The sequence below is a fragment of the Haloparvum alkalitolerans genome (assembly GCF_055381565.1).
Map to the genome: position 1 here is coordinate 2,378,525 of NZ_AP043938.1, position 21,451 is coordinate 2,399,975.

The following is a 21,451-nucleotide window of genomic DNA, read 5'->3' on the forward strand; positions in this document are numbered from 1 at the left end:
GGGGGAGTGACACCCGGCTTCAGGCGTCGCATTATCAAGTGGGTGCGGTGGGTAGGGTGCGAGGAGCCATGACGACCCGTCGTCGCACCGCGACCCTCGCCCTGCTCGTGCTCGCAGCGGCGTCGCTCGCGCTCACGACGGGCGCGACGGTCATCGACGGACCGGCGGACACGGTCGCGGGCGACCGCGTCGCGATCCAGCCGGCGGACGGGCCGAACGGCGACTACGCGTACCTGGACGACGACGGCGAGATCGTCGTCGACGTCTCCGCGACGAACCCGAACCTCGCCCCCGAGTTCGAAGGGATCAACCCCGACTCCACCGGGACGATCGAGGACGTGTTCACGATCACCTACACCGCGGACCGGTACGCGCACGTCTGGATCGATCACGACGGCGGGGAGGCGGTGACGTTCCTCGCGGCCGGCGAACCGATCGAGAGCCGGGCGGAAAACGTCACGCTCGCGCCGAACGAGAGCGTCGCGGTCGGACTCGCGTTCGACGCGCACGGAGCGTCCGCGGACGCGCAACTGGGCGCGGACGAGTTCACGGTCCACGCGACGGTCGCGGACCCCGAGACGGTGGAGTCGCGACGGAGCGTTCCGTCGACGACCAAGACGGTCCGGTCCGCCGGGCCGAACGAGCGCGCGTTCGAGGCGCGGGGGATCGGCGCCGACGAGACCGTCGCGTTCGACCTCGACCGAATGGCGCTCGACGGGACGAACGTCACCCTCGACGGGATGGCGGTGACCCGGTCGAGCGCGGGCGAGGCCGCCTTCGAGGCGACCGGGAGTCCGACGGCGTTCGACGAGGCGGGCGCTCTCGACGCGCCCTCCGGAGCGGCCGCGAACGCGTACCTCTCGCTCTCGTACGACCTCGACCCCGACGCGGTCGAGTCCGCCACCTTCCGGTTCAGCGCCGACCGGAACTACCTCGAGGCCCGCGGCATCGACCCCGAGGACCTGACGCTGTACCGCCGGAGTGCTGACGGCTGGACCGAGAAGCGGCTGACCGTCGTCGACCCGGAGACCGCGGACGAGAGGGGGCTCGACGGGGACCGGGTCCACTTCACGGCGACGACCGAGAACCTCTCCGTGTTCGCGGTCGCGACCCACCGGCCGCGGTTCGAGGTGGCCGACGCGTCGCTGGCGGACGACGCCGTCACGGTCGAGGAGGAGACGACGGTGACGGCCACCGTGCGGAACGCGGGCGGCGCGGACGGCGAGCGGACCGTGACCGTCGCCCTTGACGGGGAGACCCACGCGGAGACGACCGTCGAGCTCGGACCCGGAAACGAGACGACGGTGTCGCTGCCGGTCGACCCCGCCGACGGCGGCGTGTATCAGGTCACCGTCGGAGAGACGACCGCCGGAACGCTCGCGGTGGAGGCCCCCGAAGACGGCGACGAGGGGACCGCCGCGGCGAGCGACGGAGGGGCCGCCGCGGCGAACGACGACGGGGGCGATTCGTCGGCCGGAAGCGACGACGGGCCGGGCGCCGACGGGAGGGCCGACTCCCGAGCCGGTCCCGCCCCGGTCGAGGAACCGGGCGGGTTCGGGATCCCGGGAGTGGTCGGGCTGGTCGTCGGACTGGCAGTCACGCTGTCCGCGCTCGCGCTCGCTCGCCGCGTCCCGGGGGTGGACGAGGAGTGAGTCCGGGCCCGACGGTCGGTCCGACCCGGGACAGTCCGCTCGGCGTCCGGCCCCGTCGGTCGCGCGCCGCCACGTCGGGGCCGGCGATACGCCTTTGTGGACGCCGGGCGTCGCCACGGCCGTAACTGTGATCTCGCGCGAGGCCGACGCCGCGGACGGCTTCCGCGGACTGCTCGGTGCGTTTCTGACGCGGTCGCGCCCGGCGGACGCGGTCGCGCTCGCGGTCCCGCCGCTCGTCATGGTCGGCGTGTTCGCGCTGCCCGTCGAGACGCGCCGGGCGCTCGCGTTCCAGTACACCGACCCCACGGTCGTGACGGCGTTTGCGGCTCACTACGTCCACCTGACGGTCGGTCACCTGCTGGCGAACCTGATCGGGTACGGGCTGCTCGCGGGCGTCGGGTACGCGGCCGCGCTTCTGGGCGGGCGCCGCCGGTTCTACCTGACGGCGCTCGCGACCGACCTCCTGGCGTTCCCGTTCGTGCTGTCGGCGCTGAACCTCGCGGTGCCGAGACACGCCGTCGGATACGGGTTTTCGGGCATCAACATGGCGATACTCGGAGTGTTGCCGCTCGTCGCCGCGGCGTACGCGCGGACCCAGCTGCTCGCCGCGTCGGAGCGGGACCTCCGCCCGGCGGCGTTCTTCCTCCTCGTCGGATGGATGGGACTCCTGGCGCTCCCGATCGGCGGCGGCGACGCGCTCGTGGGCACCGCGGCGACGACCGCCAGCGCCGTCATCGGTGCCGGATACCTCTACGCGGCGATACGCGGGACCGAGGGCCGGCGGCTCCCGCGCGAGTGGGCCCGCGCGGTGACGGCGAGGCGGGGGTACGGCGACCTGTTCGCGGTCGCCGGGGCGCTGCTGGTGGCGTACCCCGCGGTCGGGTTCCCCGTCGACCCCGCGACCGGAACGAGCGTGCTCAACCTCTACGTCCACCTGCTCGGCTTCTGTCTCGGGTTCATCGGACCGTACATCGCGCTCGCGGCCGGCCTCTTCGACTGACGCGACGTCCGGGCGCGGCGCCGGCGGGAGGGCGCGTCCCGCACCCCGGTTCGAGTTGTCGCCAGATTGACTCGACCCGCGGATTTATTATGTTCCGATGACACTACCTCGCAGAGGTGAGGCGCCTCAACGAGAACGATGTCCCTTCGACGCTACCTCACGCTGGCGCTTCAGGGGTTCGTGGTCCTCACCGTCGTCTCGCTCCTGGTGGGTCAGTACCTCGGCCAACCCGTCCTGTTGAGTTTCGTCGAGACGGGGAGTATGCAGCCGGTGTTGAACCCGGGCGACGGGTTCATCGCGATCCCCGCCCCGCTCGCGGGGCCGATAGCCCCCGGCGACGTGGTGACCTTCGACGCCCAGGAGATAGACGGCGGCGGGCTGACGACCCACCGCGTCGTCGAGGAGACCGACCGCGGCTACGTGACGCAGGGGGACAACAACCCCTTCACCGACCAGGACGGCGGCGAGCCGATCGTACAGGAGGCCGACGTCGTCGCCAAGGCGCTCACGTTCGGCGGGAGCGTCGTGGTCATCCCGCACCTCGGGACCGCGGTCATGTGGTTCCAGGGGCTGTTGGAGGGGTTCCAGACGTGGCTGACCGTGACGCTCGGCGTCCGGGCCCTGCAGGGGACCCAGGGGCTGGCGTACGTGCTTCTCGGGCTGTCGGCAGTCGCGTACGCGGTCGACTGGTACCTCGCGTCGCCGGGGGGGCCGGACCGCGAACGCGACCGGTCGCGGGAGGACGGGACCTCGGTCGCGTTCGTGTTCGGGGTCCTCGCGCTGGTCCTGATGGCCACGGCGACCGCGGCGATGGTCGTCCCGGCCGGCACCCAGGAGTACGGCGTCGTGAGCGCAGACTTCGAGTCGGAGAACCCGACCGTCGTCGAGCGCGGGACGAGCACCGAACTCGAGTACGTGGTCCCGAACGCGGGAGTGGTCCCGGTCCACGCGTACGTCACGCCCGCGAGCGAGGGGGTCCGGGTCGATCCCGAGCGCGTCTACGTCGGCAGCCGCGAGGAGGGGACGACGACGCTGACGCTGTCCGCGCCCGACGAGACCGGCTACTACCGAATGCTCGTCGTCGAACACCGCTACCTCGCGCTGCTTCCGGCCTCGACGATCGACGCCCTCCACCGGATTCACCCCTGGGCCCCCATCGTCGCCATCGACGCCCTCCTCGGCGGGGGCGTCTACCTGCTCGGACTCGCGCTCGTGCGCGGCGAGCCCGCGCGCCTCAGAAACCGTGACTCGCGACCGAAGACGCCCGCCTACCGCCGCATCCTCCGGAAACTCTACAGAGAATGAACGACTCAACGCCAGACACGACCGACACCCGACTGCGCGTCCGTGCGTTTCTGCACGCACAGTTCGCCCTGCTTCTCGCCGTCTTGCTCGTCTGTGCGGGCGTCGGCGGCGCCGCCGCGTACACCGCGCACGTCGATCCGGGAACGGAAACGGTGGAGCGCCCCGTCACCTCCTGGAGCGTCTCCTCCGAGCACGCCCACTCCGCGGACGTGGTTCGCGACACTCCGGTGTTCGACCGGGGCGACACGCTCACCGACCGGGGCACCTACTTCGCGTCGGTGACACCGGTGCTCGACGTCTCCCTCGCGGCGTCCTACCAAGCCCCCGCTTCGGAGGACGTGTCCGTCGAGACGGAGTCGGTGCTCGTGGTCCGGAACGCCGCGGAGAACACCGTCTACTGGGAGGATCGAGAGACGCTCGCGACGCGGACCGCGACCGACGTCGAGCCGGGCGAGACCGTGCGGACGAACTTCTCGGTCAACGTGACCGCGCTGAGTCAGCGGATCGACCGGATCGAAAGCGACCTCGGAACCGCGCCCGGCGAGACCGAGGCGCTCGTCGTCAGCCGGGTCACCGTCGACGGAGAGGTCGCGGGCGAACGCGTCGAGCACGTCCAGCCCGTGGAACTCGGGATCGCTCCCGGGGGCGACACCTACGGCGTCGACGACGCCGGCGGGCAGACGGAGCAGATCGACCGCACCGTGACCGAGCAGACGCCGCGGTCGTACGGTCCGGCGCGCTCGGTCGGCGGACCGCTCCTGTTCCTCGTCGGCGTCGCCGGGAGCGGAGCGCTGGCGTACGCCCGCCGCGAGCAACTCCTCGCGCTCTCACGCGCGGAGCGGGCCTGGCTCGACTACCGCGACGACCGCTCGGAGTACGCCGAGTGGATCACGCGGGTCGAACTCCCGTCGGACCTGACCGGGACGCCGGCGGGGCGGGCCGAGAGCCTCGGCGACCTCGTCGACTTCGCCATCGACAACGACGTGGGCGTCGTGGAGGAACCCTCGACCGGGCGCTATCACGCGCTGGTCGACGGTCGGCTGTACACCTACGTGCCGCCGACTCCCGAGAACGGCCCCCGCGCCGCATCGACCGACCCTGGTCGGCAGGACGGCGAGTCGGTCTCGCCCGGCGACGCGGCCGGGGGCGACAGTCGAGAGAACGGCGAGTCGGCCTCGTCCGGCGACGCGGACGGGAGCGACGACCCGGCTCAGGATCAGCGCTCCGGCTCGTAGCCGGCCTCGTCGATGGCCGCGGTGACCGCGTCCGGGTCGGCGTCGCCCTCGACGCGAACCGCGCCCGCCTCGTGGTCGGCCTCGGCCGACTCCACGCCCGGAACGTCCGCGAGCGCGTCCTCGACGGTGGTCTCGCAGCCGGTACACGCCATGCCGTCGACGTCGATCGTCGTCATGGCCCGACGTAGGTCGCCGACGCCCTTTGCGGTTTCCCTTGCGGTCGCGGCCGAACGCCGGGTACGGGTTCGAACGACCGGGCTGGCGAGCGCTTTTGGTTCCGGAATGAGAACCGTTCGTCCATGCGAACCCTCGACGAGACTGACCGGGAGATCCTCCGACTCCTCCTGCAGGACGCCCGGCGGCCCTACAGCGACATCGCCGAGCGGGTCGACCTGTCGGCGCCGGCGGTCTCGGACCGGGTGGACCGGCTCCGCGAACTCGGCGTCATCGAAGGGTTCACGCTGGATCTGGACCGCTCTCGGATCTCGACCGGAACGGAGGTGCTGATCCGGCTCGGCGTCCCGCCCGCGGAGGTGGCGGCCGCCGGGGAGGCGCTGACCGCGGACGACCGCGTCGACCACGTCTTCGAGACGGCGGAGGGGACGGTCGTCGCCGTCGCCACGGTCGATGAGGGCGCGGTCCGGGAGCTGCTGGCGGAGACGGTCGGGCTCGAGGCGGTGTCCTCGTTGGAAGTGTCGCTCGTGACGGCGTCGTCGTGGGAGCCGACGCTGGGCGATCCGGAGTTGGCCGTCGACTGCGTGGAGTGCGGCAACACCGTCACCAGCGAGGGGGAGACCGCGACCCTCGACGGCACGCGCTACTACTTCTGCTGTGGCACCTGCCGGGCGAACTTCGAGACGCGGTACGAGCGGCTGGAGGCGGGGTCGTCGTGACGGCCGAGCCGCCGGCCGAACTGCTGCTCGACCACGCCCGGGACAAGGTGGTCGTCATCGACGAGGAGGGAACGGTCACCTACTGCAACGAGGCGGCGCGGGAGGTCGTCGGCTACGGCCCCGAGGAGCTGATCGGCGTCGACGCGTTCGACCTGATCCACCCCGACGACGTCGAACGCGTCCGGTCGACGTTCAGGGAGACGGTCGAGGGGACGCCGCCGGGAACGGGCGACGCGGACGACTACGCCGCGGCGACCGTCGAGTACAGACACCGGACGCCCGACGGCTCGTGGGTGTGGCTGGAGAGTCGCTTCTCGAACCTCACGCACGCGGCCGTCGGCGGCTACGTCGTGAGCTCGCGTGACGTGACCGACCGCGTCCGCGCGGAACGGGAGCGCGACGAGACCGCCGCGCGGCTAGAGGAGCTCGCGGAGAACGCGACCGACGTGCTGTGGTCGTTCACCGGCGACTGGAGCGAGGTCCTGTTCGTCAACCCAGCCTACGAATCGGTGTACGGCGGGTCGATCGAGGAGGTCGAGGCGGACGCGACCGCTTTCCTGGAGCAGGTCCACCCGGAGGACAGGCCCGCGGTGAGGGACGCCATGGCGCGGATCTCGGCGGGGGAGCACGTCGACGTCGAGTACCGCGTCAACCCCGACCGGAACTTCGGTCGCTGGGTATGGGTGCAGGCGAGCCCGATCGTCGAGGACGGCGAGGTCGTCCGGATCGTCGGGTTCTCCCGCGACGTGACCGACAGGAAGCGCCGTGAGAAGCAGCTCGCCGTGATCGACAACGTGTTGCGGCACAACCTGCGGAACGACCTCAACAAGATCCTCGGGTACGTCGACGAGATAAACGGGGATCGAAGCGGCGGCGGCCGGAGCGACAGAGACAGGGGCGGCAGCCGAAGCGCCGGAGAACGAAGCGCCGAAGGCGAGGGGGATCCGGACGACCCGACCGAAGGGGGTAGCCCCGAGACCGGGGTCATCCGACAGGTCGGACTCGACCTCCTTGACAAGGCGGAGAAACAGCGCGAGGTGAACCGCCTGCTGCGCTCCGCGCCGGCGACGCGCCCGGTCGACCTCGTCGCCGCGGTCGAGCGCGCGGTCGAGACGCAGCGACGGCGGACGCCCGACGCGGCGATCGAGACCGACCTCCCCGACGCCGCCACCGTCGACGCGCTCCCGGAGATCGAGGACGCGGTGGCCGAACTGATCGACAACGCCGTGGGCTACGCGGACCCGGAGGCGGACCCACCGCGGGTGGCGGTGTCGATCGCGCTCGAAGGGGACGAGGCCGTCGTCACGGTTCGCGACTGGAACGTCCCGGTCCCCGAGTACGACCGACAGGTGCTGCTCGGCAAGGGCGACGACGACGGAGTGGCACACAGCACCGGGCTGGGCCTGTGGCTCGTCCACTGGGTCGTCGACCTCTCGGACGGGAGCGCCCGGTTCGAGCCTCCCGACGGGACGGGGAATGTCGCCCGGATCAGGCTGCCGCTGGCCGGGGAGTGACGACCCGCGACGGCGGACCGCACCTCACCGACGCCGCGCCGGCTCCGGCCGCGCACGCTACTCCCGGAGCCGGTAGAACGGCCGGAGGACCGCGAGGTGGTAGTCCTCGCTCGGGTCGTAGCGCCGGAACAGCAGGCTGTTCGTCATCACCGACACCGAGGAGCCGGCCATCGCCAGCCCCGCGAGCGCGGGGTTGAGCAGGCCGAGGGAGGCGACGGGCAGCAGCGTCGTGTTGTAGACGAACGCCCAGAAGAGGTTCTGTCTGACCTTCGAGAGCGTCGCCTCGGAGACGCGCAGCGCCTTCAGCACGTCCGCGGGGTCGTCGCGCATCAGCGTCACGTCCGCGGACTCGATGGCCACGTCGGTGCCGGAGCCGATGGCGATCCCGACGTGGGCGGTCGTGAGCGCGGGCGCGTCGTTGACGCCGTCCCCGACCATCGCGGCGCGGCGGCCGTCGGACTGGATGTCGTCGACGGCGTCGGCCTTGTCCTCGGGGAGCACCTCGGATCGGACGTTGTCGGGCTCGATACCGACCTCCTCGGCGACCGCGCGGGCGGTCCGCTCGTTGTCGCCGGTCAGGAGCATGACCTCCACGCCCCGCTCGCGCAGCGCCGCGACGGTCTCGCGGGCGCTCTCGCGCACCGTGTCCGCGCAGGCGACCACGCCGATCACCTCGCCGTCGAGGCCGACCAGCATCGCGGTCTTGCCCTCGCGCTCCAGCCGCTCCATCTCCTCGGCCGCCGCGTCCGCGTCGATCCCGCGGTCCGCGAACAGCTTCCGGTTGCCGACCAGCACCTCGCCCCGCTCCGTCTCCGCCACGACGCCGTGACCGGGAACGCTCTCGAACGATTCGGGACGCTCGACGGCGAGGCCCCGGTCCGCGGCCCCGTCGACGATCGCCTCGCCGAGGGGATGCTCGCTCCCGGACTCCGCGGCCGCGGCCGCACGGAGGACCAGTTCTTCGGCGTCGTCGGCATCGTCGGCATCCTCGACATCTTCGGCCTCGTCGGCGTCGGAGTGCTCGACCGAGAGCGCGCCGCCGTCGGGGGCCGCGTCGCTCCCGTCAGCCGCGGCGCCGCCGTCGGCACGGGTCGCGGTCCCCGCGGCGTCGAGCGCGACCACGTCGGTCAGCTCCATCTCGCCGTGGGTGAGCGTGCCCGTCTTGTCGAAGACGACCGCGTCCACGTCCTTCACGCGCTCCAGCACGTCGGCGCCCTTGAACAGGACGCCGGAGGTGGCCGCGATGGTCGAGCCGACCATCGTCGCCGCGGGCGTCGCCAGTCCGAGCGCACACGGGCACGCCACGAGCACCGCGGAGGCGAACACGATGATGGAGAACTCCGCGACCGGAACCCCGCCCACGACCGGGCCGCCGCCGACCGGCTCCCACAGCGGGAGCGCGGTGGCGACCGCGTACAGCTGGTCGGGGAAGAGGAACCACAGGACGCCCCAGACCGTCGCGTTGAGAAGCACCGCGGGGACGAAGACCCCCGACACCTTGTCCACGACGCGCTGGATGTCCGGCTGGCGCGACTGCGCCTCGCGGACGCGGTCGACGATCTGCTGGATCGCGGTGTCCTCGCCCACCTTCGTCGCCTCCACGATCAGGACGCCGTTCTCGTTGACCGTCGAGCCGACCACCTCGTCGCCCGGTTCCTTCTCGACGGGGACGGACTCGCCGGTGATCATCGATTCGTCGACCGCGGACTCCCCGTCCACGACGACGCCGTCGGTCGGGACCTTCTCGCCCGGCCGGACCTTCATCCGGTCGCCGACCGCGACCTCGCTCAACTCGACCTCGCGCTCCTCGCCCGTCTCGGGGTCGACGAGCGTCGCGGTCTCGGCCTCCATCTCCAGCAGCGCGCGGAGCGCGTCGCTGGCCTGCGCCTTCGAGCGCGCCTCCAGCCAGTTGCCGACGGTGATGAACCAGAGGATGAACGCGACCGCCTCGAAGTAGAGGTCGCCGGTGATCAGGTTCACCATCACCGCGGTCGAGAACAGGTAGCCCGCCGAGGAGCCGACCGCGACGAGCGTGTCCATGTTCACGTCCCGGGACTTCGAGAGCGCGCGCCACGCGCCCGAGAGGAACTCGCGCCCGAGCGTCGCCATCATCACGGTGGCGATGGCGAGCTCAAACCAGCCGCGGTCGATCCCCGCGACCGTCTCGGGGACCGCGTAGAACCCGAGCATGCTCCCCATCAGGACCCAGAAGGGGATCGTGAGGATCCCGCCCCCGATCGCCAGTCGGCGCTGGCGCTCCAGTTCGCGCTGGACCGCGCTCCGGCGCGCCGACTCCCCGGAGCCGCCCCCGTCACCCGCGCCGCTTCCCTCGCCGTCCCCCTCGCTCCCAGCCTCCGCGCCGGGGCCGACCTCGCGGACCGGCTCGTAGCCCGCCCCTTTCACGGCGTCGTAGATCGCGGGGAGGTCGGCGTCGGTCGGGTTGTACTCGACGCGCGCCTCGTCGCTGGCGCTGTTGACCGACACGTCGATCACGCCCGGCACGTCGCTCACGGCGCTCTCGACCGCGTCCGCGCAGTTGGTACACGACATGCCGGTGATCGCGACCGACGCCGACTCCGCGGTCGGGTCGTACCCGGCGTCGCGGATCGCCTCGTAGATCGCGTCGAGACCGACGACCGCGGGGTCGTACGCGACCGTCCCCTCGTCGGTGGCGAAGTTGACCGAGGCCTCCTCGACCCCGTCGAGGGACTCGACCGCCTCCGAGACGGTCTTCGAACAGGTCGCACACGACATCCCGCCGATCTCGATGTGCGCGCGGTGCGTGCTCATGGGTGTTGATAGGGGCTACTACTTCATGCCGGTTATGGCTTCGATCCCGTCCCTCGAACTGCAGGATATTTTGGAACCGAAACTCTGTCGGCGAGATTTTTACGTTTCTGTCTCGGGATGGCTGTCGACCGTCGAACTCCCGTGCTACCATCCCCCAAACGTTTATGGTCGGGTTCCGCGTTGCTTGAGACGCGATGGCGACAGGAACGGTTGCCTTCTTCAACGACACCGGAGGCTACGGCTTTATCGAGACCGAGGACGCCGACGAGGACGTGTTCTTCCACATGGAGGACGTGGGCGGCCCCGATCTCGAGGAGGGACAGGAAGTGGAGTTCGACATCGATCAGGCCGACAAGGGGCCACGCGCGACGAACCTCACTCGAGTATAGCTCGACCTCGGCGCATCGGCACACTGACGAGTCCCGCGTTTTCTTGCCCGCGGAGCGGCCGCGCTGTCGGGGAACCCTCCGTGGCCGCGATGTGCGCGGCCCTACAGCTCCCCGGCCGCGGCACTACAACTCCCCGGCCGCGGCCCGCTCGCGCACCTCGCGGGCGCGGTCCCGGATCGCGGCCCACTCCTCGTCGTCCTTGTCGTCGACGTGGTTGTACATCAGGCCCATGCGGCCGGTGCCGCGGAGCGTCTCCTCGTTCTCCTTCAGGAAGTCCCAGTAGAGCGCGTTGAACGGGCAGGCGCCCTCGCCGGTCGTCCGCGAGACGGCGTAGGGACACGAGGCGCAGTAGTCGCTCATCTCGTTCACGTAGTTCCCCGAGGAGGCGTACGGCTTCGAGGAGAGGGCGTCGGTCGCGAACGACCCCATCGCGACGACGTTCGGCGTCGTCACCCAGTGGTACGCGTCGACGAAGCCGAGGTGGAACCACTCGTTGAGTTCGTGGGGGTCGGCGCCGTACAGCAGCGCGAAGTTCGACAGCACCATCAGGCGCTCGATGTGGTGCGCGTAGCCGAACGCGCGGACGTGCTCGACCGCCTCCGAAAGGCACGTCATCTCCGTCTCGCCGTCCCAGAACGCGGGCGGGAGGTCCCGGTGGTTATCGAGTCGGTTCGCGTCGGCCAGCTCCGGCATCGCGGCCCGGTAGACGTGGCGCACGAACTCCCGCCAGCCGAGGAGCTGGCGGACGAACCCCTCGACCGCGTTTATCGGCGCCTCGCCGCGCTCGTAGGCGTCCTCCGCGGCCCGCACGGCCCGCATCGGGTCGAGGAGACCGAGGTTGATCGCGGGCGACAGCAGCGAGTGCGCGAGCCACGGCTCCCCCTCCACCATCGCGTCCTGGTAGTCGCCGAACGCGGGCAGGCGCTCGGCGACGAACCTCTCCAGCGCCGCCTCCGCCTCCGCGGCGGTCACGGGCCACGCGAAGTCGTCGATCGACGACGCGCCCCACGTCTCGAACGCCGCCGTCACCCAATCGTGGACCTCGCGGGTGAGGGCGTCCGGCTCGAACGTCGCGCGCTCGGGCGGGGCCCAGTCGTCCGGCGGCGTCTCGCGGTTCTCCTCGTCGAAGTTCCACGCGCCGCCCGCGGGCCGCGGCTCCGGATCCCCGTCCGCGGCGTCGGCGTCCTCCTCCATCAGCACGCCCGTCTCGCGGCGGACGTGTCTGTACCAGTCCTCCTGTCGGAACGTCGCGTCGGGGTCGTCGGCGTCCGCGCCGGCCCACGCGCGCCAGTCGTCGGGCGTCGTGACGAACAGTTCGTTGGGGAGCAGTTCGAGGTCGATGCCGCGCTCGGCGGCCAGTTCCCGCAGGCGCTCGCCCGCGCCGTGACTCGCCGGACGCATCAGGCGGAGGTCCGGATCCTCGCGCTCGGCCGCGAACCGGTCGAACCCCTCGGCGAAGTCCTCGGCCCGGAGATACGTCACCGCGCGGCCCCGCTCGCGGAGTTCGTCGCGGAAGTGCCGCATCGCGGAGAAGACGAGGGTGAGTTTGTGCGCGTGGTAGCGCTTGCGCGCCGCGAACGCGCGCGACTCGATCATGAGCACGTCCTCGGCCTCCCCGAGCGCCGCGAGGTCGTGTGAAAGCTGGTCGCCGAGCAGCAGCAGCGTCATACGTTCGCTGCGAGCGCCACCGACAAATACGCGGTGGCGGGTCGGACCCCGCGGCTCGCCTCCCGCGTTCGGGGCTCAGTCCCGGCGACCCCAGCCGTTCTTCTCGACTCCGTCGTCGGTTTCGGCGCCGGCGTCGGGGTCCCGGCGCGCGGCGTCGGCGTCGACGCTGGTGGCGGCGTCCGCGTCCTTGCGCGCGGTCCGTTCGGCCTCGTCCCAGCCGTCGACCGTCTCCCGGTCGCGTTCGTGCTCGTCGCGCACCAGCGCGTACAGGACGAGGGGCGCGACGAGCGCGAGCAGGACCGCGATGAGGAGGGCGGCCTCCGCCACGGTCAGCCGAAGAACACGTCCGCGATGGTGCTCCCGGCGGAGGCCGAGTCGCGGTACAGCTCCGAGTAGCCGCAGTCCGTACACGAGACCACGCGGAACTTGTTGGTCTGGATGTCGAACATCTTGCTGAGGCCGCTCCCGGTCGTGGAGATGGAGCCGACTTCGGCCTCGTCGTGGCCGCACTTGGGACAGCCACCGTCGCCGTGCGCGTGTTCGGTGGAGGGCATGCGGACGCGACTGCGCGGGCGACCCACTAAACCGTATCGGCGGGACGAGCCCCCTCCGTCCGGCGGCCGCGCACCTTTTTCACGCGGGCCGGCGTCGGCCCGGTATGGACAGCATCATCACGAACTGGCTGCTCGCGCTCGTGTCGGCCCTGCTGGCGGTGCTCGTGCTCGACACGACCGGCGAGCAGTTCCTCGTCCCGCTGGAGCCGGTCGCCACGGTCCTCGCGCTCGTCACCTTCCTCTCGTTCGTGCTCGTTACGGGCGCGTTCATGGTCTACACGGCGTCGTTCAAGAACGAGTAGGGCGGAGTGCGGCGACGGCGCTCGCGCGCACGGCGCCGCCGACCACCGGCAACCGCTCCGCCGGCCCACCGATTTTTGGTCCCCGCGGCCGACCGCGTACCCATGGAGTACACCACCCTCGGGTCCACCGGCGTGGAGGTCTCGCGGATCTGTCTCGGCTGTATGAGCTTCGGCGACCCGGACTGGCGCGAGTGGGTCCTCGGCGAGGAGGAGGGGAGGGAGCTCGTCGAGCGCGCGGTCGACCTCGGCGTGAACTTCTTCGACACCGCCAACATGTACTCGGACGGCGAGAGCGAGCGCGTGCTCGGCGAGGCCCTCGCCGGCTACGACCGCGACGAGTTCGTGGTCGCCACGAAGGGGTACTTCCAGATGGACGAGGGGAACCCCAACTCCGGCGGCCTCTCCCGGAAGGCCATCGAGCAGGAGCTGGACAACTCGCTGGACCGGCTGGGGATGGACACGGTGGACCTCTACCAGATCCATCGCTACGACCACGACACGCCCATCGAGGAGACGCTGCGCGCGCTCGACGACGCGGTGCGACGCGGGAAGACGCGGTACGTCGGCGCCTCCTCGATGTGGGCCCACGAGTTCGCGGACGCGCTCCACGCGAGTGAGCGCCTCGGCCTCGAGCGGTTCGTCACGATGCAGAACCACTACAACCTCGTCTACCGCGAGGAGGAGCGCGAGATGCTCCCGCTGTGCGAGAAGGAGGGGGTCGGCGTGATGCCGTGGAGTCCCCTCGCCCGGGGCTACCTCGCGCGCCCGGACGACGACATCGACGCGACCCTGCGCGGGCAGACGGAGGAGCACATGTACGAGCACCCCTACCGCGAGAAGGGCGGTCGGTCGATCAACGCTCGCGTGGAGGAACTCGCGGCCGAGAAGGGCGTGAAGATGGCCCAGATCGCGCTCGCGTGGCTGTTCCACAAGGACTGGGTCGACGCGCCCATCGTCGGGACCACGAGCGTGGAGCACCTGGAGGACGCGGTCGAGGCGCTCGACATCGACCTGTCCGACTCGGACGTGGAATGGCTGGAGGAGCCGTACGAGCCGGTCCCCGTCTCGGGCCACGAGTAGGCGGATTCGGGTTACGGGACACCGGCCGGAACGGCGCTTTTCCGTCACCACGCGGCCGCGGTGCGGTTATGTGTTGAGGTCGTGGTACCGCGGCGGCGCGAGGGCGCGAAGCGCCCGCAGCGCCGACCGCGGCCCCTTTTTGATCGACATTTTTCAAGGCTTGCGAGACCCGTTGGGTCTCGCTGATCCCCGAGCGGAGCTCGGGGAGAGCGGTGAGCGCGGCGCTTGCGCCGCGCGAACCCGACGCAGAAAAAGGTCGAGTTTCAGAACTCGGGCAGTCCCGAGAGGTTGTCCTCGGGGTGGTCGTCGCCGGTGGTGCGGATGAAGCGTTCGCCGTCGGCGTGGTACGTGATCACCTCGTCACCGGGGATCCAGTCGCCGTTCTCGTGGAAGGCGGTCATATAGTCGAGGCCGAGGTCGAGGTCCTGCACGACCGCGCCGCGGGGGACCTCGACGGGGTCTCCGAGGCCGTCGTCGGCCGGGCGGTGTCGTCGGACCGCGTCGATGTGGTGGCCGACGTAGCGCACGTGGGTGATGACGTAGTCCGCGTCGAAGTCGGTCATACCGGGCACCTCGGCCGTGAGGCTCATAAGGTCGGTGGCGGTGCGGTGCTGGTGCGGTGGCGGTGCTGGTGCGGTGGCGGCCGCGGTGCTGGTGCGGTGGCGGTGCTGGTGCGGTGGCGGTGCGGTTATGTGTCGAGGTGGTGGTACCGCGGCGGCGCGAGGGCGCGAAGCGCCCGTAGCGCCGACCGCGGCCCTTTTTGATCGACATTTTTCAAGGAGCGGTGAGCGCGGCGCTTGCGCCGCGCGAACCCGACGCAGAAAAAGGTCGAAGCCAACCCTTTTCGGACCCGAGACGCAACCGGGGGGTATGGCAGACGACGAACCGGCCGAGTCCGGCGACGACGCCGGCGACGCCGCCGACGGCGAGGACGGAGAGGAGAAATCCTTCCGCGAGCGCGTGGAGGAGATCCGCGAACGACGCGAACAGGAACGCGAGGAGGGCGAGCAGCCCAGCCCCGAGGAGATGATGGGCGGCGAGGGCGGCCCCGGCGGTATGGGCGGGGGCAACCCCTTCGCACAGATGATGTCCGGCATGATGGGCGGCGGTGGCGGCCCGCCGGGCATGGGCGGTGGCGGCGGGCCGGGCGGCGCGCCGGGGATGGGCGGCGGTCCCGGCGGTCCGGGCGGCGCTCGCGGCGAGCGCGGCGGCGAGGAGTCGGTCGGCAACGAGGAGCTCGTGCGTGAGGTGCGCCAGCTCCGCGACGAGGTCCGCGACGCGACCCGGCAGCTACAGCGCATCGCGCAGGCGCTGGAAGACCAGTAGCGCGGCCGCGGTCCGCGACGCGTTTTTCTCGGCGTCGGTCGCCGACGCCGGCCTTTCGAGATGATCCCGAGCGCCGCGAGCGTCCGGCGGGACGCCCGCGTTCGCAACGCCTTTCCCGTCCGGTCGCGCGCTTCGCGTATGGGCATTCCCGAGGAGCGCATCGAGCGGCTCCTGTCGCTCGCGCGGGAGGCGGTCGTCGACGGGGAGTTCGACCGTTCGCGCGAGTACGTTCGCCTCGCCCGCCGCATCGCGGAGCGGAACCGCTGCGGGCTCCCGCGGGCGTTCACGCGGCGGACCTGCGACGACTGCGACGTGTATCTGCGGCCGGGGGTCACGGGACGCTTCCGCACGCAGCCGGGACACGTCGTCGTGCGGTGTCTGGAGTGCGGCGCGACCGACAGGTACCCCTTCTGAGTCGGCTCGGGGCGCCTCGCGGACGGACCGCCTCGTGGACCGCCTCGCGGACGGCGGGCGACGGGTCGCTCGCGGCCGCGTACCTCAAGCTTCAATGCGCCGCGCCCTCTTGACCGCGTATGACCGATCAGCAACTCCGAAAGGAGGCGCACGACCTCGACGTGACCGTCTGGGTCGGTAAGGGCGGCGTCGAGGCAGTCGTCGACGAGTTGGCGGACCAGCTGGACGACCGAAAACTGGTGAAAGCGAAGTTCCTGCGGGCGGCCCGCGGCGGGACGACGACCGAGGAACTGGCGGCCGACCTCGCGGACCGGGTCGACGCCGAGCTGGTGGAGACGCGTGGCAACACGGCGGTGTTCCACTGATGGGGATCGGTGCGGCGGGCGGTGCGGTCAGCGGTTCCGGCGGTGCGGCCGCCGGCGACGCGCTCGGCGCGGTTCCGGCACAGGTGCAGCCGGTTGCGGACGCGCTGACGCCCTATCTCGGCGGGACCCTCGCGGCGCCTATCGCGTCGTTTCTCGTCTTCGTCGGCGTGCTCGCGGCCGTCTACGTCCTCAACAAGTCGGTACTCTCTCCGCTCGTCGACCGGCTGCTCGACAGAAAGGGGCTGAAGCCGCACGCGCGCAAACCGCTCAACCGGATCGCGACGGTCGGCGTGCTCTTCGCCGGCATCGCGGTCGCGTTCGGGCTGGCCGGCTACGGAAACTTCCTGCAGTCGATGGCGACGATCGCGGCCGCGGCGACGCTGGCCATCGGCTTCGCGATGCAGGACATCATCCGCAACTTCGTCTCGGGCGTGTTCATCTACACGGACAAGCCGTTCCGCATCGGCGACTGGGTCGAGTGGGGCGACAACTCCGGCATCGTCGAGGACATCTCCTTCCGCGTCACGCGCGTCCGCACGTTCGACAACGAACTGCTGACGGTGCCGAACTACGAACTGACCAGCGGCGTCGTGAAGAATCCGGTCGCGAAGGACACCCTCCGGCTGAAGTTCGTCTTCGGCATCGACTACGACGACGACATCGACGCGGCGACGAACATCATCATCGAGGAGGCCGAGAAACACGACGAGATCCTGCGCGACCCGGCCCCCTCGGTCCGCCTCAACGAGTTGGCTGACTCCTACGTCGGCCTGCAGTCCCGCGTCTGGATCGAGAACCCCTCGCGCGCGGACTTCGTGAAGACCCGCGCCGACTACGTGAAGGCGGTCAAACAGCGGTTCGACGAGGAGGGCATCTCCTTCCCGTTCCCGCAGCGGACGGTCTCCGGCCGCGACGCCTGGAGCGAACCGGACGCCTTCTCCGCCGAGCAGTAGCGGTCGCGAGCGGCCTCAGGAGAGCTGCGCCGCGATGTCGGCCTCGGTGATGATCCCGACGGTCTCGCCGCCGTCGGTGACCATCACCGCCTTGTAGTGGTCCAGCAGGTTGCGGACCTCGTCGACGGTGGCGTCGGGCGCGACCGTCGGGAACGACTCGCTCATCACCTCGCTGACGGGGTGGTCGCCCACGTCCTCGCCGGCGTGGACCACGTCGCCCTGGCTGATCGAGCCGACCGGGATGCCGTTCTGGAGCACCGGGAGCTGGGAGTACGCCTCCTGTTCCATCAGGTCGACCGCGTCCCGGACCGCGTCGTCCGGCGCGACGCTGATCACCGTCTCGTTCATCAGGTTCTCGGCGCGGACGACCTCGCCTTCCGCCTCGTCGAGCGCGTTGACGATGGAGCGGAGCGTCGAGAGCCGGGGATCCACGTCGCCCCCCTCGATGCGCGCGATGAGCGGCTGCGAAACGCCGGCCTCGTCCGCGAGCGCGCTCTGGGTGAGCCCGAGCGCGTTGCGGCGCTCCCGCAGGTCCTGCGGCGTCGGAAGTTCCATATCCCGAGATAACTCGGGGTAATTGAAAAGGTTTCGACGGCGGCCGGACCTGCGTGGCGTCGACGGCGGCCCGGGCTCGCGTGCTCGCGCCGGCGACGACCGAATCCGTAGCTCGGCGGCGGTCGACGGCGTTACTCGGCCTCGTCGGCGTCGGCGTCGGCCTCGGTCTCGACGACCTCGATGACCTCGAGGGGCACGTCGCGGAGCGCGCTGCCGACCTCGCTCTTGGCGATGCGGGAGGCGTGCTCCTCGCCCTCGGCGTTGAAGATCTCGATCTCCAGGAGAAGTCCCACGAGCGCGGTGCTCGCCGCGATGAACGTCGCGTCGAACGGCTCGCCGCAGGCGGGACAGCCGGTCACGCCGACCTCCACGTCGACGTACTGCTTGTCGGTCTCGTTGAGACGCTTCCCGGCCTCGCTGACCGCCACGCCGATCGCGTCGTCGGCGTCCTCGACGTCCCGCACCAGCCACGCCGCCTCCATGGCGACTAGATAGTTGCTCATACCCGACTCGAAGGGGCGCGGGGTTTCGTGTCTTGTGGTTCGCCCGCGCGGAACGGTCGCCGACCGACCGGGGGTTCCATCGGTCGCGCCGAGTCGCGTGCGTTCGCTCGCGTCGTCCGCGGCCGTCGAATAGGCGCACGAGTCCCCGCGCATCTTCATAAGTTATCGATACGTTTGCCTTGGGGACCGACACGCTTCGCCCTCGCACCGGGTTCGCGACCGGGACCCGGCCGGGGCGGCGCTGGATGACCGGGAACGGGAAAACCACACGCCTGCGGCGACGTGCGCCCGTCTGACGCTCCGATACCCTTATGTACGGCGGTCGATCCCTGATGGTAGAGACCCAATGTTCACCCGTGCGTACCAGTCCGCGATGTTCGGGCTACACCAGCTGACGGTCGCGGTCGGGATCGCGCTGTTCCCGCTCGCGCTCGCCGCGCGCCGCTCCGGCGTTCCGTCCGCGATCCGGCGACTCGTCGAGGCGACCGGCGCGGCCTACGAGCGCGCCGCGGATTGACATCCTCCCCGCCCTGAAGGGCGAGGATTCCCGCGTTGGGATATTGTGGTTTACGACGTGACCCGTTCTTGAGGTGCGAACGCACCAGTCTCCTTGTCAAACAGGAATGTCGATGGCTGTGCCAACCAGCCGTTACTCCTATCGCCGCCATCCGTGGCGGGACTCGGAGATACCTTCTGTCGAATGTTCTCTGCACCGTTCACATCTGCGTTCGCCACCATCCCACACGCATCACAGACGTACAGCCCACGCTCAACACGATTCGCGTCACGTTCACGACCACAGCAGGAACACGATTTCGACGTATCTCGCTCTGATTTCTCCACAACCGAGATGCCTTGCATCTCTGCTTTGTATTCGAGGAGATCGGTGAAACGGTCGAACGCCCATGAGTGCAGGTCGAGGTTGCCGTGTTTGCCCCAGTTCTTCGCTTCGCCGTTCTCATCATCCTCGCGGATACCGGAGAGATCGCCCACCACAACCGTCTCAACACCCTTCTCGACGCATCGCTGAACGATGTGTTTCGAGAGCGTGTGGAAATAGTGGGTGCGGCGAGCTGACTTCTTCTGATTCAGCCGCGTGGCTTGCTCGGAGTTCGAGTCGTCACATCGAGCGATCCGCTTGCTGAAGTAGTAGTCATCTTGCTTCAGACAGTTCAGCGGGTACAGCTCGGCGTGGCCGTCCTCGTAGGCGAGTGCAGCGAAGTTGGTGATGCCGAGATCGACACCAACAGTCTTCTCGCCGCGGGCTTCGGACACGTCGATTTCGACCTTACACACAAAGTGTAGTTCCCATTCATCCCCCGTCCAAATGGCCCTGACTTGCTGGACGCTCTCTACGGTCGAGAGGTCAACGTCGGGGCGAGTCTGGTATTCACAGAGGATGAAGTCCGACCAGTACTCCTTGAGATTCGACCCTTTGGAAAGTCGAACACGGTCGTACTGGGTGTCGAGTTTGAAGCCAGCGGCTTTGAACGTGACCGTGCTTCGTGGATGGTCGTCGTCGTGTTTGCGGTAGCCGGGCGGGTTCGCGCTCGCGTCTCCAGTGCGTCGCTTCCCGTACCAGCCGTCGAACGCCTCAGCGAGTTCTTGGAGGACTCGCTGACTTGACTGAGAATGCAGGTCATCATAGCGTTCGTGGCTTTTGAGGTACGCGGTGAGTTCTGCGTGACTGGGAATGTGACCAATCTCTGACCAGACGCGGTCACACGTCCACCGTCCGACGTTCCAGAGTTTCGAGGCAGCGAATCCGAGCGAATCCAGGTCGTCTTGCACCCGTGACTGGTTCCTGATGGACGCAGTATAGGTGCGGGTGACGACCTGTTTCGCCATACATAATCTATGTAGACAAATCGATTTGAAAGTATGGATTACGCAGCGTGGAATATCCTCCCGTGCCCTCGAACGGCCGTTCGTGACCGGTATTGTCGGATTCATCCCCGCCCTAAAGGGCGGGGCTTTCTCCTCGATTCTCCGTAAGCGGTCACGATCCGGCGACTCGTGAGGCGGCGGTGCCCCCGTTTGCCCCCGTTGACACGGTTCTGTCTATCGGTTTTACGTCCCCCTCGCGGAAGGGGCAACGAGGGGCCGAAGGGTTGCCTTTATCAGCGCGCCGGGCTAACGAGACGGTAATGCGAACACCGACAGGCGATCTCAGCGGCGAGCTTTCCGACGTCGACCAGCCGGTCTTCGGGCCGGAGCTCGGCGAGTTCGACCAGAGCGAGCAGCGCGCCGCCTCCGCCGGCGAGGGCGAGGGCATGAAGACGGGGACGACGACCGTCGGCATCAAGACGGCCGAGGGCGTCGTGCTTGCGACCGACATGCGCGCCTCGCTCGGCGGCATGGTCTCCTCGAAGGACGTTCAGAAGGTCGAGCAGGTCCACCCGACCGGCGCGCTCACCATCGCGGGCTCGGTCTCGGCCGCGCAGAACCTCATCTCCACGCTGAAGGCCGAGACAAGCCTCTACGAGGCCCGCCGCGGCAAGGACATGTCCATGCAGGCGCTCTCCACGCTGACCGGGAACCTCCTCCGCTCCGGCGCGTTCTTCGTCGTCCAGCCGATCCTCGGCGGCGTCGACGAGGAGGGCTCCCACATCTACTCCATCGACGCCCTCGGCGGTACGACCGAGGAGGAGTACACCGTCACCGGCTCCGGCTCCCAGTACGCGCTCGGCGTCCTCGAGCAGGAGCACCGCGAGGACCTCACCGTCGACGAGGCGACGACCGTCGCCGCGAAGGCGATCAAGTCCGCCGTCGAGCGCGACCTCGCCTCCGGCAACGGGATCAACGTCGCCGTCGTCACCGAGGACGGCGTCGACGTCACCCGGCACAAGGAGTTCGACGAGCTGCTGTAAGCCGCGAAAAAGTTCGTTCTCTCTCCGTTTTTGCCCGTCCACCAGCGCGACGCTCGTCGAAATAGTCCGGAACGCGAGACGCC

24 protein-coding genes are annotated in these 21,451 nt (G+C 69.8%); 15 read left to right on the forward strand and 9 right to left on the reverse strand.

Translation table 11 applies throughout. The features are described 5' to 3' along the window. The first annotated feature begins 68 nt into the window (after nt 1-68). The 4 genes from ACZ432_RS14115 (at nt 69) to ACZ432_RS14130 (ending at nt 5,192) form a co-directional block, all read left to right on the forward strand. The gene (locus tag ACZ432_RS14115; protein ID WP_426961803.1) at nt 69-1,652 is read left to right on the forward strand and encodes a DUF1102 domain-containing protein; all 1,584 of its coding nucleotides are present in this window, start codon (nt 69-71) and stop codon (nt 1,650-1,652) included. Between the two features lie 127 nt (nt 1,653-1,779). Beyond that, nucleotides 1,780-2,652, forward strand: coding sequence for a hypothetical protein (locus ACZ432_RS14120; protein WP_426961802.1), 873 nt, complete (start codon nt 1,780-1,782; stop codon nt 2,650-2,652). A 138-nt stretch (nt 2,653-2,790) separates the two neighbouring features. Continuing rightward, the gene (locus ACZ432_RS14125) at nt 2,791-3,957 is read left to right on the forward strand and encodes a signal peptidase I (RefSeq protein ID WP_426961801.1); all 1,167 of its coding nucleotides are present in this window, start codon (nt 2,791-2,793) and stop codon (nt 3,955-3,957) included. Continuing rightward, nucleotides 3,954-5,192 (forward strand): DUF5305 domain-containing protein, encoded by a 1,239-nt coding sequence (locus tag ACZ432_RS14130; RefSeq protein WP_426961800.1) that lies wholly within the window; start codon nt 3,954-3,956, stop codon nt 5,190-5,192. The genes ACZ432_RS14125 and ACZ432_RS14130 overlap by 4 nt, the downstream gene beginning before the upstream one ends. On the opposite strand, the gene ACZ432_RS14135 is transcribed toward ACZ432_RS14130, so the two are convergent. Then, nucleotides 5,174-5,368 (reverse strand): heavy-metal-associated domain-containing protein, encoded by a 195-nt coding sequence (locus ACZ432_RS14135; protein ID WP_426961799.1) that lies wholly within the window; start codon nt 5,366-5,368, stop codon nt 5,174-5,176. The genes ACZ432_RS14130 and ACZ432_RS14135 overlap by 19 nt on opposite strands. Nucleotides 5,369-5,491: 123 nt before the next feature. Between ACZ432_RS14135 and ACZ432_RS14140 the strand changes: the two genes are divergently transcribed. Both ACZ432_RS14140 and ACZ432_RS14145 read left to right on the forward strand, forming a co-directional pair. Beyond that, nucleotides 5,492-6,085, forward strand: coding sequence for a winged helix-turn-helix transcriptional regulator (locus tag ACZ432_RS14140; protein ID WP_426961798.1), 594 nt, complete (start codon nt 5,492-5,494; stop codon nt 6,083-6,085). Continuing rightward, nucleotides 6,082-7,599 carry a PAS domain S-box protein gene (locus ACZ432_RS14145; RefSeq protein WP_426961797.1) on the forward strand — a complete coding sequence of 506 codons (1,518 nt, stop codon included), beginning with the start codon at nt 6,082-6,084 and terminating at the stop codon, nt 7,597-7,599. Before ACZ432_RS14140 ends, ACZ432_RS14145 begins: the two co-directional genes overlap by 4 nt. A gap of 57 nt (nt 7,600-7,656) precedes the next feature. Here ACZ432_RS14145 and ACZ432_RS14150 read toward each other — a convergent pair whose 3' ends face one another. After that, the gene (locus ACZ432_RS14150) at nt 7,657-10,389 is read right to left on the reverse strand and encodes a heavy metal translocating P-type ATPase (RefSeq protein ID WP_426961796.1); all 2,733 of its coding nucleotides are present in this window, start codon (nt 10,387-10,389) and stop codon (nt 7,657-7,659) included. A gap of 194 nt (nt 10,390-10,583) precedes the next feature. Here ACZ432_RS14150 and ACZ432_RS14155 point away from each other — a divergent pair, with 194 nt between their 5' ends. Beyond that, nucleotides 10,584-10,778: a cold-shock protein gene (locus tag ACZ432_RS14155; RefSeq protein ID WP_426961795.1), complete on the forward strand. Its 195-nt coding sequence runs from the start codon at nt 10,584-10,586 to the stop codon at nt 10,776-10,778. A gap of 123 nt (nt 10,779-10,901) precedes the next feature. Here the strand turns inward: ACZ432_RS14155 and ACZ432_RS14160 are convergent, their stop codons facing one another. The 3 genes from ACZ432_RS14160 to ACZ432_RS14170 all read right to left on the reverse strand — a co-directional run bounded on the left by ACZ432_RS14160 (nt 10,902) and on the right by ACZ432_RS14170 (nt 13,000). Then, nucleotides 10,902-12,446: a cryptochrome/photolyase family protein gene (locus ACZ432_RS14160; RefSeq protein WP_426961794.1), complete on the reverse strand. Its 1,545-nt coding sequence runs from the start codon at nt 12,444-12,446 to the stop codon at nt 10,902-10,904. A 75-nt stretch (nt 12,447-12,521) separates the two neighbouring features. Further along, entirely contained in the window at nt 12,522-12,773 is a 252-nt protein-coding gene (locus tag ACZ432_RS14165; protein ID WP_426961793.1) for a hypothetical protein, read from the reverse strand. A 2-nt stretch (nt 12,774-12,775) separates the two neighbouring features. Next, complete coding sequence (locus tag ACZ432_RS14170; RefSeq protein WP_426961792.1) at nt 12,776-13,000, reverse strand: zinc ribbon domain-containing protein; 225 nt, start codon at nt 12,998-13,000, stop codon at nt 12,776-12,778. A 104-nt stretch (nt 13,001-13,104) separates the two neighbouring features. Between ACZ432_RS14170 and ACZ432_RS14175 the strand changes: the two genes are divergently transcribed. Together ACZ432_RS14175 and ACZ432_RS14180 are read left to right on the forward strand one after the other, a co-directional pair. Beyond that, nucleotides 13,105-13,302, forward strand: coding sequence for a hypothetical protein (locus tag ACZ432_RS14175; protein WP_058366845.1), 198 nt, complete (start codon nt 13,105-13,107; stop codon nt 13,300-13,302). Nucleotides 13,303-13,404: 102 nt separating this feature from the next. Continuing rightward, complete coding sequence (locus tag ACZ432_RS14180) at nt 13,405-14,382, forward strand: aldo/keto reductase (protein ID WP_426961791.1); 978 nt, start codon at nt 13,405-13,407, stop codon at nt 14,380-14,382. Nucleotides 14,383-14,645: 263 nt separating this feature from the next. Here ACZ432_RS14180 and ACZ432_RS14185 read toward each other — a convergent pair whose 3' ends face one another. Beyond that, nucleotides 14,646-14,945 (reverse strand): DUF3892 domain-containing protein, encoded by a 300-nt coding sequence (locus ACZ432_RS14185; protein ID WP_426961790.1) that lies wholly within the window; start codon nt 14,943-14,945, stop codon nt 14,646-14,648. A 307-nt stretch (nt 14,946-15,252) separates the two neighbouring features. Between ACZ432_RS14185 and ACZ432_RS14190 the strand changes: the two genes are divergently transcribed. The 4 genes from ACZ432_RS14190 to ACZ432_RS14205 all read left to right on the forward strand — a co-directional run bounded on the left by ACZ432_RS14190 (nt 15,253) and on the right by ACZ432_RS14205 (nt 17,440). Then, nucleotides 15,253-15,708: a hypothetical protein gene (locus ACZ432_RS14190; RefSeq protein ID WP_426961789.1), complete on the forward strand. Its 456-nt coding sequence runs from the start codon at nt 15,253-15,255 to the stop codon at nt 15,706-15,708. A gap of 138 nt (nt 15,709-15,846) precedes the next feature. After that, the gene (locus tag ACZ432_RS14195; protein ID WP_426961788.1) at nt 15,847-16,122 is read left to right on the forward strand and encodes a ribonuclease P protein component 4; all 276 of its coding nucleotides are present in this window, start codon (nt 15,847-15,849) and stop codon (nt 16,120-16,122) included. A 119-nt stretch (nt 16,123-16,241) separates the two neighbouring features. Continuing rightward, nucleotides 16,242-16,487 carry a YhbY family RNA-binding protein gene (locus ACZ432_RS14200; RefSeq protein ID WP_058366849.1) on the forward strand — a complete coding sequence of 82 codons (246 nt, stop codon included), beginning with the start codon at nt 16,242-16,244 and terminating at the stop codon, nt 16,485-16,487. Beyond that, entirely contained in the window at nt 16,487-17,440 is a 954-nt protein-coding gene (locus ACZ432_RS14205; protein WP_426961787.1) for a mechanosensitive ion channel family protein, read from the forward strand. Before ACZ432_RS14200 ends, ACZ432_RS14205 begins: the two co-directional genes overlap by 1 nt. A 15-nt stretch (nt 17,441-17,455) precedes the next feature. On the opposite strand, the gene ACZ432_RS14210 is transcribed toward ACZ432_RS14205, so the two are convergent. Further along, on the reverse strand, nt 17,456-17,995 hold the full coding sequence (locus ACZ432_RS14210) for a CBS domain-containing protein (RefSeq protein ID WP_426961786.1): 540 nt from the start codon (nt 17,993-17,995) through the stop codon (nt 17,456-17,458). 131 nt (nt 17,996-18,126) lie between these two features. After that, nucleotides 18,127-18,498, reverse strand: coding sequence for a DUF555 domain-containing protein (locus ACZ432_RS14215; protein ID WP_426961785.1), 372 nt, complete (start codon nt 18,496-18,498; stop codon nt 18,127-18,129). 346 nt (nt 18,499-18,844) lie between these two features. Between ACZ432_RS14215 and ACZ432_RS14220 the strand changes: the two genes are divergently transcribed. Next, nucleotides 18,845-19,015 (forward strand): hypothetical protein, encoded by a 171-nt coding sequence (locus ACZ432_RS14220; protein WP_426961784.1) that lies wholly within the window; start codon nt 18,845-18,847, stop codon nt 19,013-19,015. Between the two features lie 50 nt (nt 19,016-19,065). On the opposite strand, the gene ACZ432_RS14225 is transcribed toward ACZ432_RS14220, so the two are convergent. Beyond that, on the reverse strand, nt 19,066-20,346 hold the full coding sequence (locus tag ACZ432_RS14225; RefSeq protein WP_426961783.1) for an RNA-guided endonuclease InsQ/TnpB family protein: 1,281 nt from the start codon (nt 20,344-20,346) through the stop codon (nt 19,066-19,068). A gap of 299 nt (nt 20,347-20,645) precedes the next feature. Here ACZ432_RS14225 and psmB point away from each other — a divergent pair, with 299 nt between their 5' ends. Next, entirely contained in the window at nt 20,646-21,368 is a 723-nt protein-coding gene (gene psmB, locus ACZ432_RS14230) for an archaeal proteasome endopeptidase complex subunit beta (protein WP_426961782.1), read from the forward strand. Nucleotides 21,369-21,451 lie beyond the last annotated feature (83 nt).

Bases quoted from the DNA above. Each gene is read 5' to 3' on its own strand.
- ACZ432_RS14115 (WP_426961803.1), top strand. From the start codon at position 69: ATGACGACCCGTCGTCGCACCGCGACCCTCGCCCTGCTCGTGCTCGCA.
- ACZ432_RS14125 (WP_426961801.1), top strand. From the start codon at position 2,791: ATGTCCCTTCGACGCTACCTCACGCTGGCGCTTCAGGGGTTCGTGGTC.
- ACZ432_RS14130 (WP_426961800.1), top strand. From the start codon at position 3,954: ATGAACGACTCAACGCCAGACACGACCGACACCCGACTGCGCGTCCGT.
- ACZ432_RS14135 (WP_426961799.1), bottom strand. From the start codon at position 5,368: ATGACGACGATCGACGTCGACGGCATGGCGTGTACCGGCTGCGAGACC.
- ACZ432_RS14140 (WP_426961798.1), top strand. From the start codon at position 5,492: ATGCGAACCCTCGACGAGACTGACCGGGAGATCCTCCGACTCCTCCTG.
- ACZ432_RS14150 (WP_426961796.1), bottom strand. From the start codon at position 10,389: ATGAGCACGCACCGCGCGCACATCGAGATCGGCGGGATGTCGTGTGCG.
- ACZ432_RS14155 (WP_426961795.1), top strand. From the start codon at position 10,584: ATGGCGACAGGAACGGTTGCCTTCTTCAACGACACCGGAGGCTACGGC.
- ACZ432_RS14160 (WP_426961794.1), bottom strand. From the start codon at position 12,446: ATGACGCTGCTGCTGCTCGGCGACCAGCTTTCACACGACCTCGCGGCG.
- ACZ432_RS14170 (WP_426961792.1), bottom strand. From the start codon at position 13,000: ATGCCCTCCACCGAACACGCGCACGGCGACGGTGGCTGTCCCAAGTGC.
- ACZ432_RS14175 (WP_058366845.1), top strand. From the start codon at position 13,105: ATGGACAGCATCATCACGAACTGGCTGCTCGCGCTCGTGTCGGCCCTG.
- ACZ432_RS14180 (WP_426961791.1), top strand. From the start codon at position 13,405: ATGGAGTACACCACCCTCGGGTCCACCGGCGTGGAGGTCTCGCGGATC.
- ACZ432_RS14185 (WP_426961790.1), bottom strand. From the start codon at position 14,945: ATGACCGACTTCGACGCGGACTACGTCATCACCCACGTGCGCTACGTC.
- ACZ432_RS14190 (WP_426961789.1), top strand. From the start codon at position 15,253: ATGGCAGACGACGAACCGGCCGAGTCCGGCGACGACGCCGGCGACGCC.
- ACZ432_RS14195 (WP_426961788.1), top strand. From the start codon at position 15,847: ATGGGCATTCCCGAGGAGCGCATCGAGCGGCTCCTGTCGCTCGCGCGG.
- ACZ432_RS14200 (WP_058366849.1), top strand. From the start codon at position 16,242: ATGACCGATCAGCAACTCCGAAAGGAGGCGCACGACCTCGACGTGACC.
- ACZ432_RS14205 (WP_426961787.1), top strand. From the start codon at position 16,487: ATGGGGATCGGTGCGGCGGGCGGTGCGGTCAGCGGTTCCGGCGGTGCG.
- ACZ432_RS14210 (WP_426961786.1), bottom strand. From the start codon at position 17,995: ATGGAACTTCCGACGCCGCAGGACCTGCGGGAGCGCCGCAACGCGCTC.
- ACZ432_RS14215 (WP_426961785.1), bottom strand. From the start codon at position 18,498: ATGAGCAACTATCTAGTCGCCATGGAGGCGGCGTGGCTGGTGCGGGAC.
- ACZ432_RS14220 (WP_426961784.1), top strand. From the start codon at position 18,845: ATGTTCACCCGTGCGTACCAGTCCGCGATGTTCGGGCTACACCAGCTG.
- ACZ432_RS14225 (WP_426961783.1), bottom strand. From the start codon at position 20,346: ATGGCGAAACAGGTCGTCACCCGCACCTATACTGCGTCCATCAGGAAC.
- psmB (WP_426961782.1), top strand. From the start codon at position 20,646: ATGCGAACACCGACAGGCGATCTCAGCGGCGAGCTTTCCGACGTCGAC.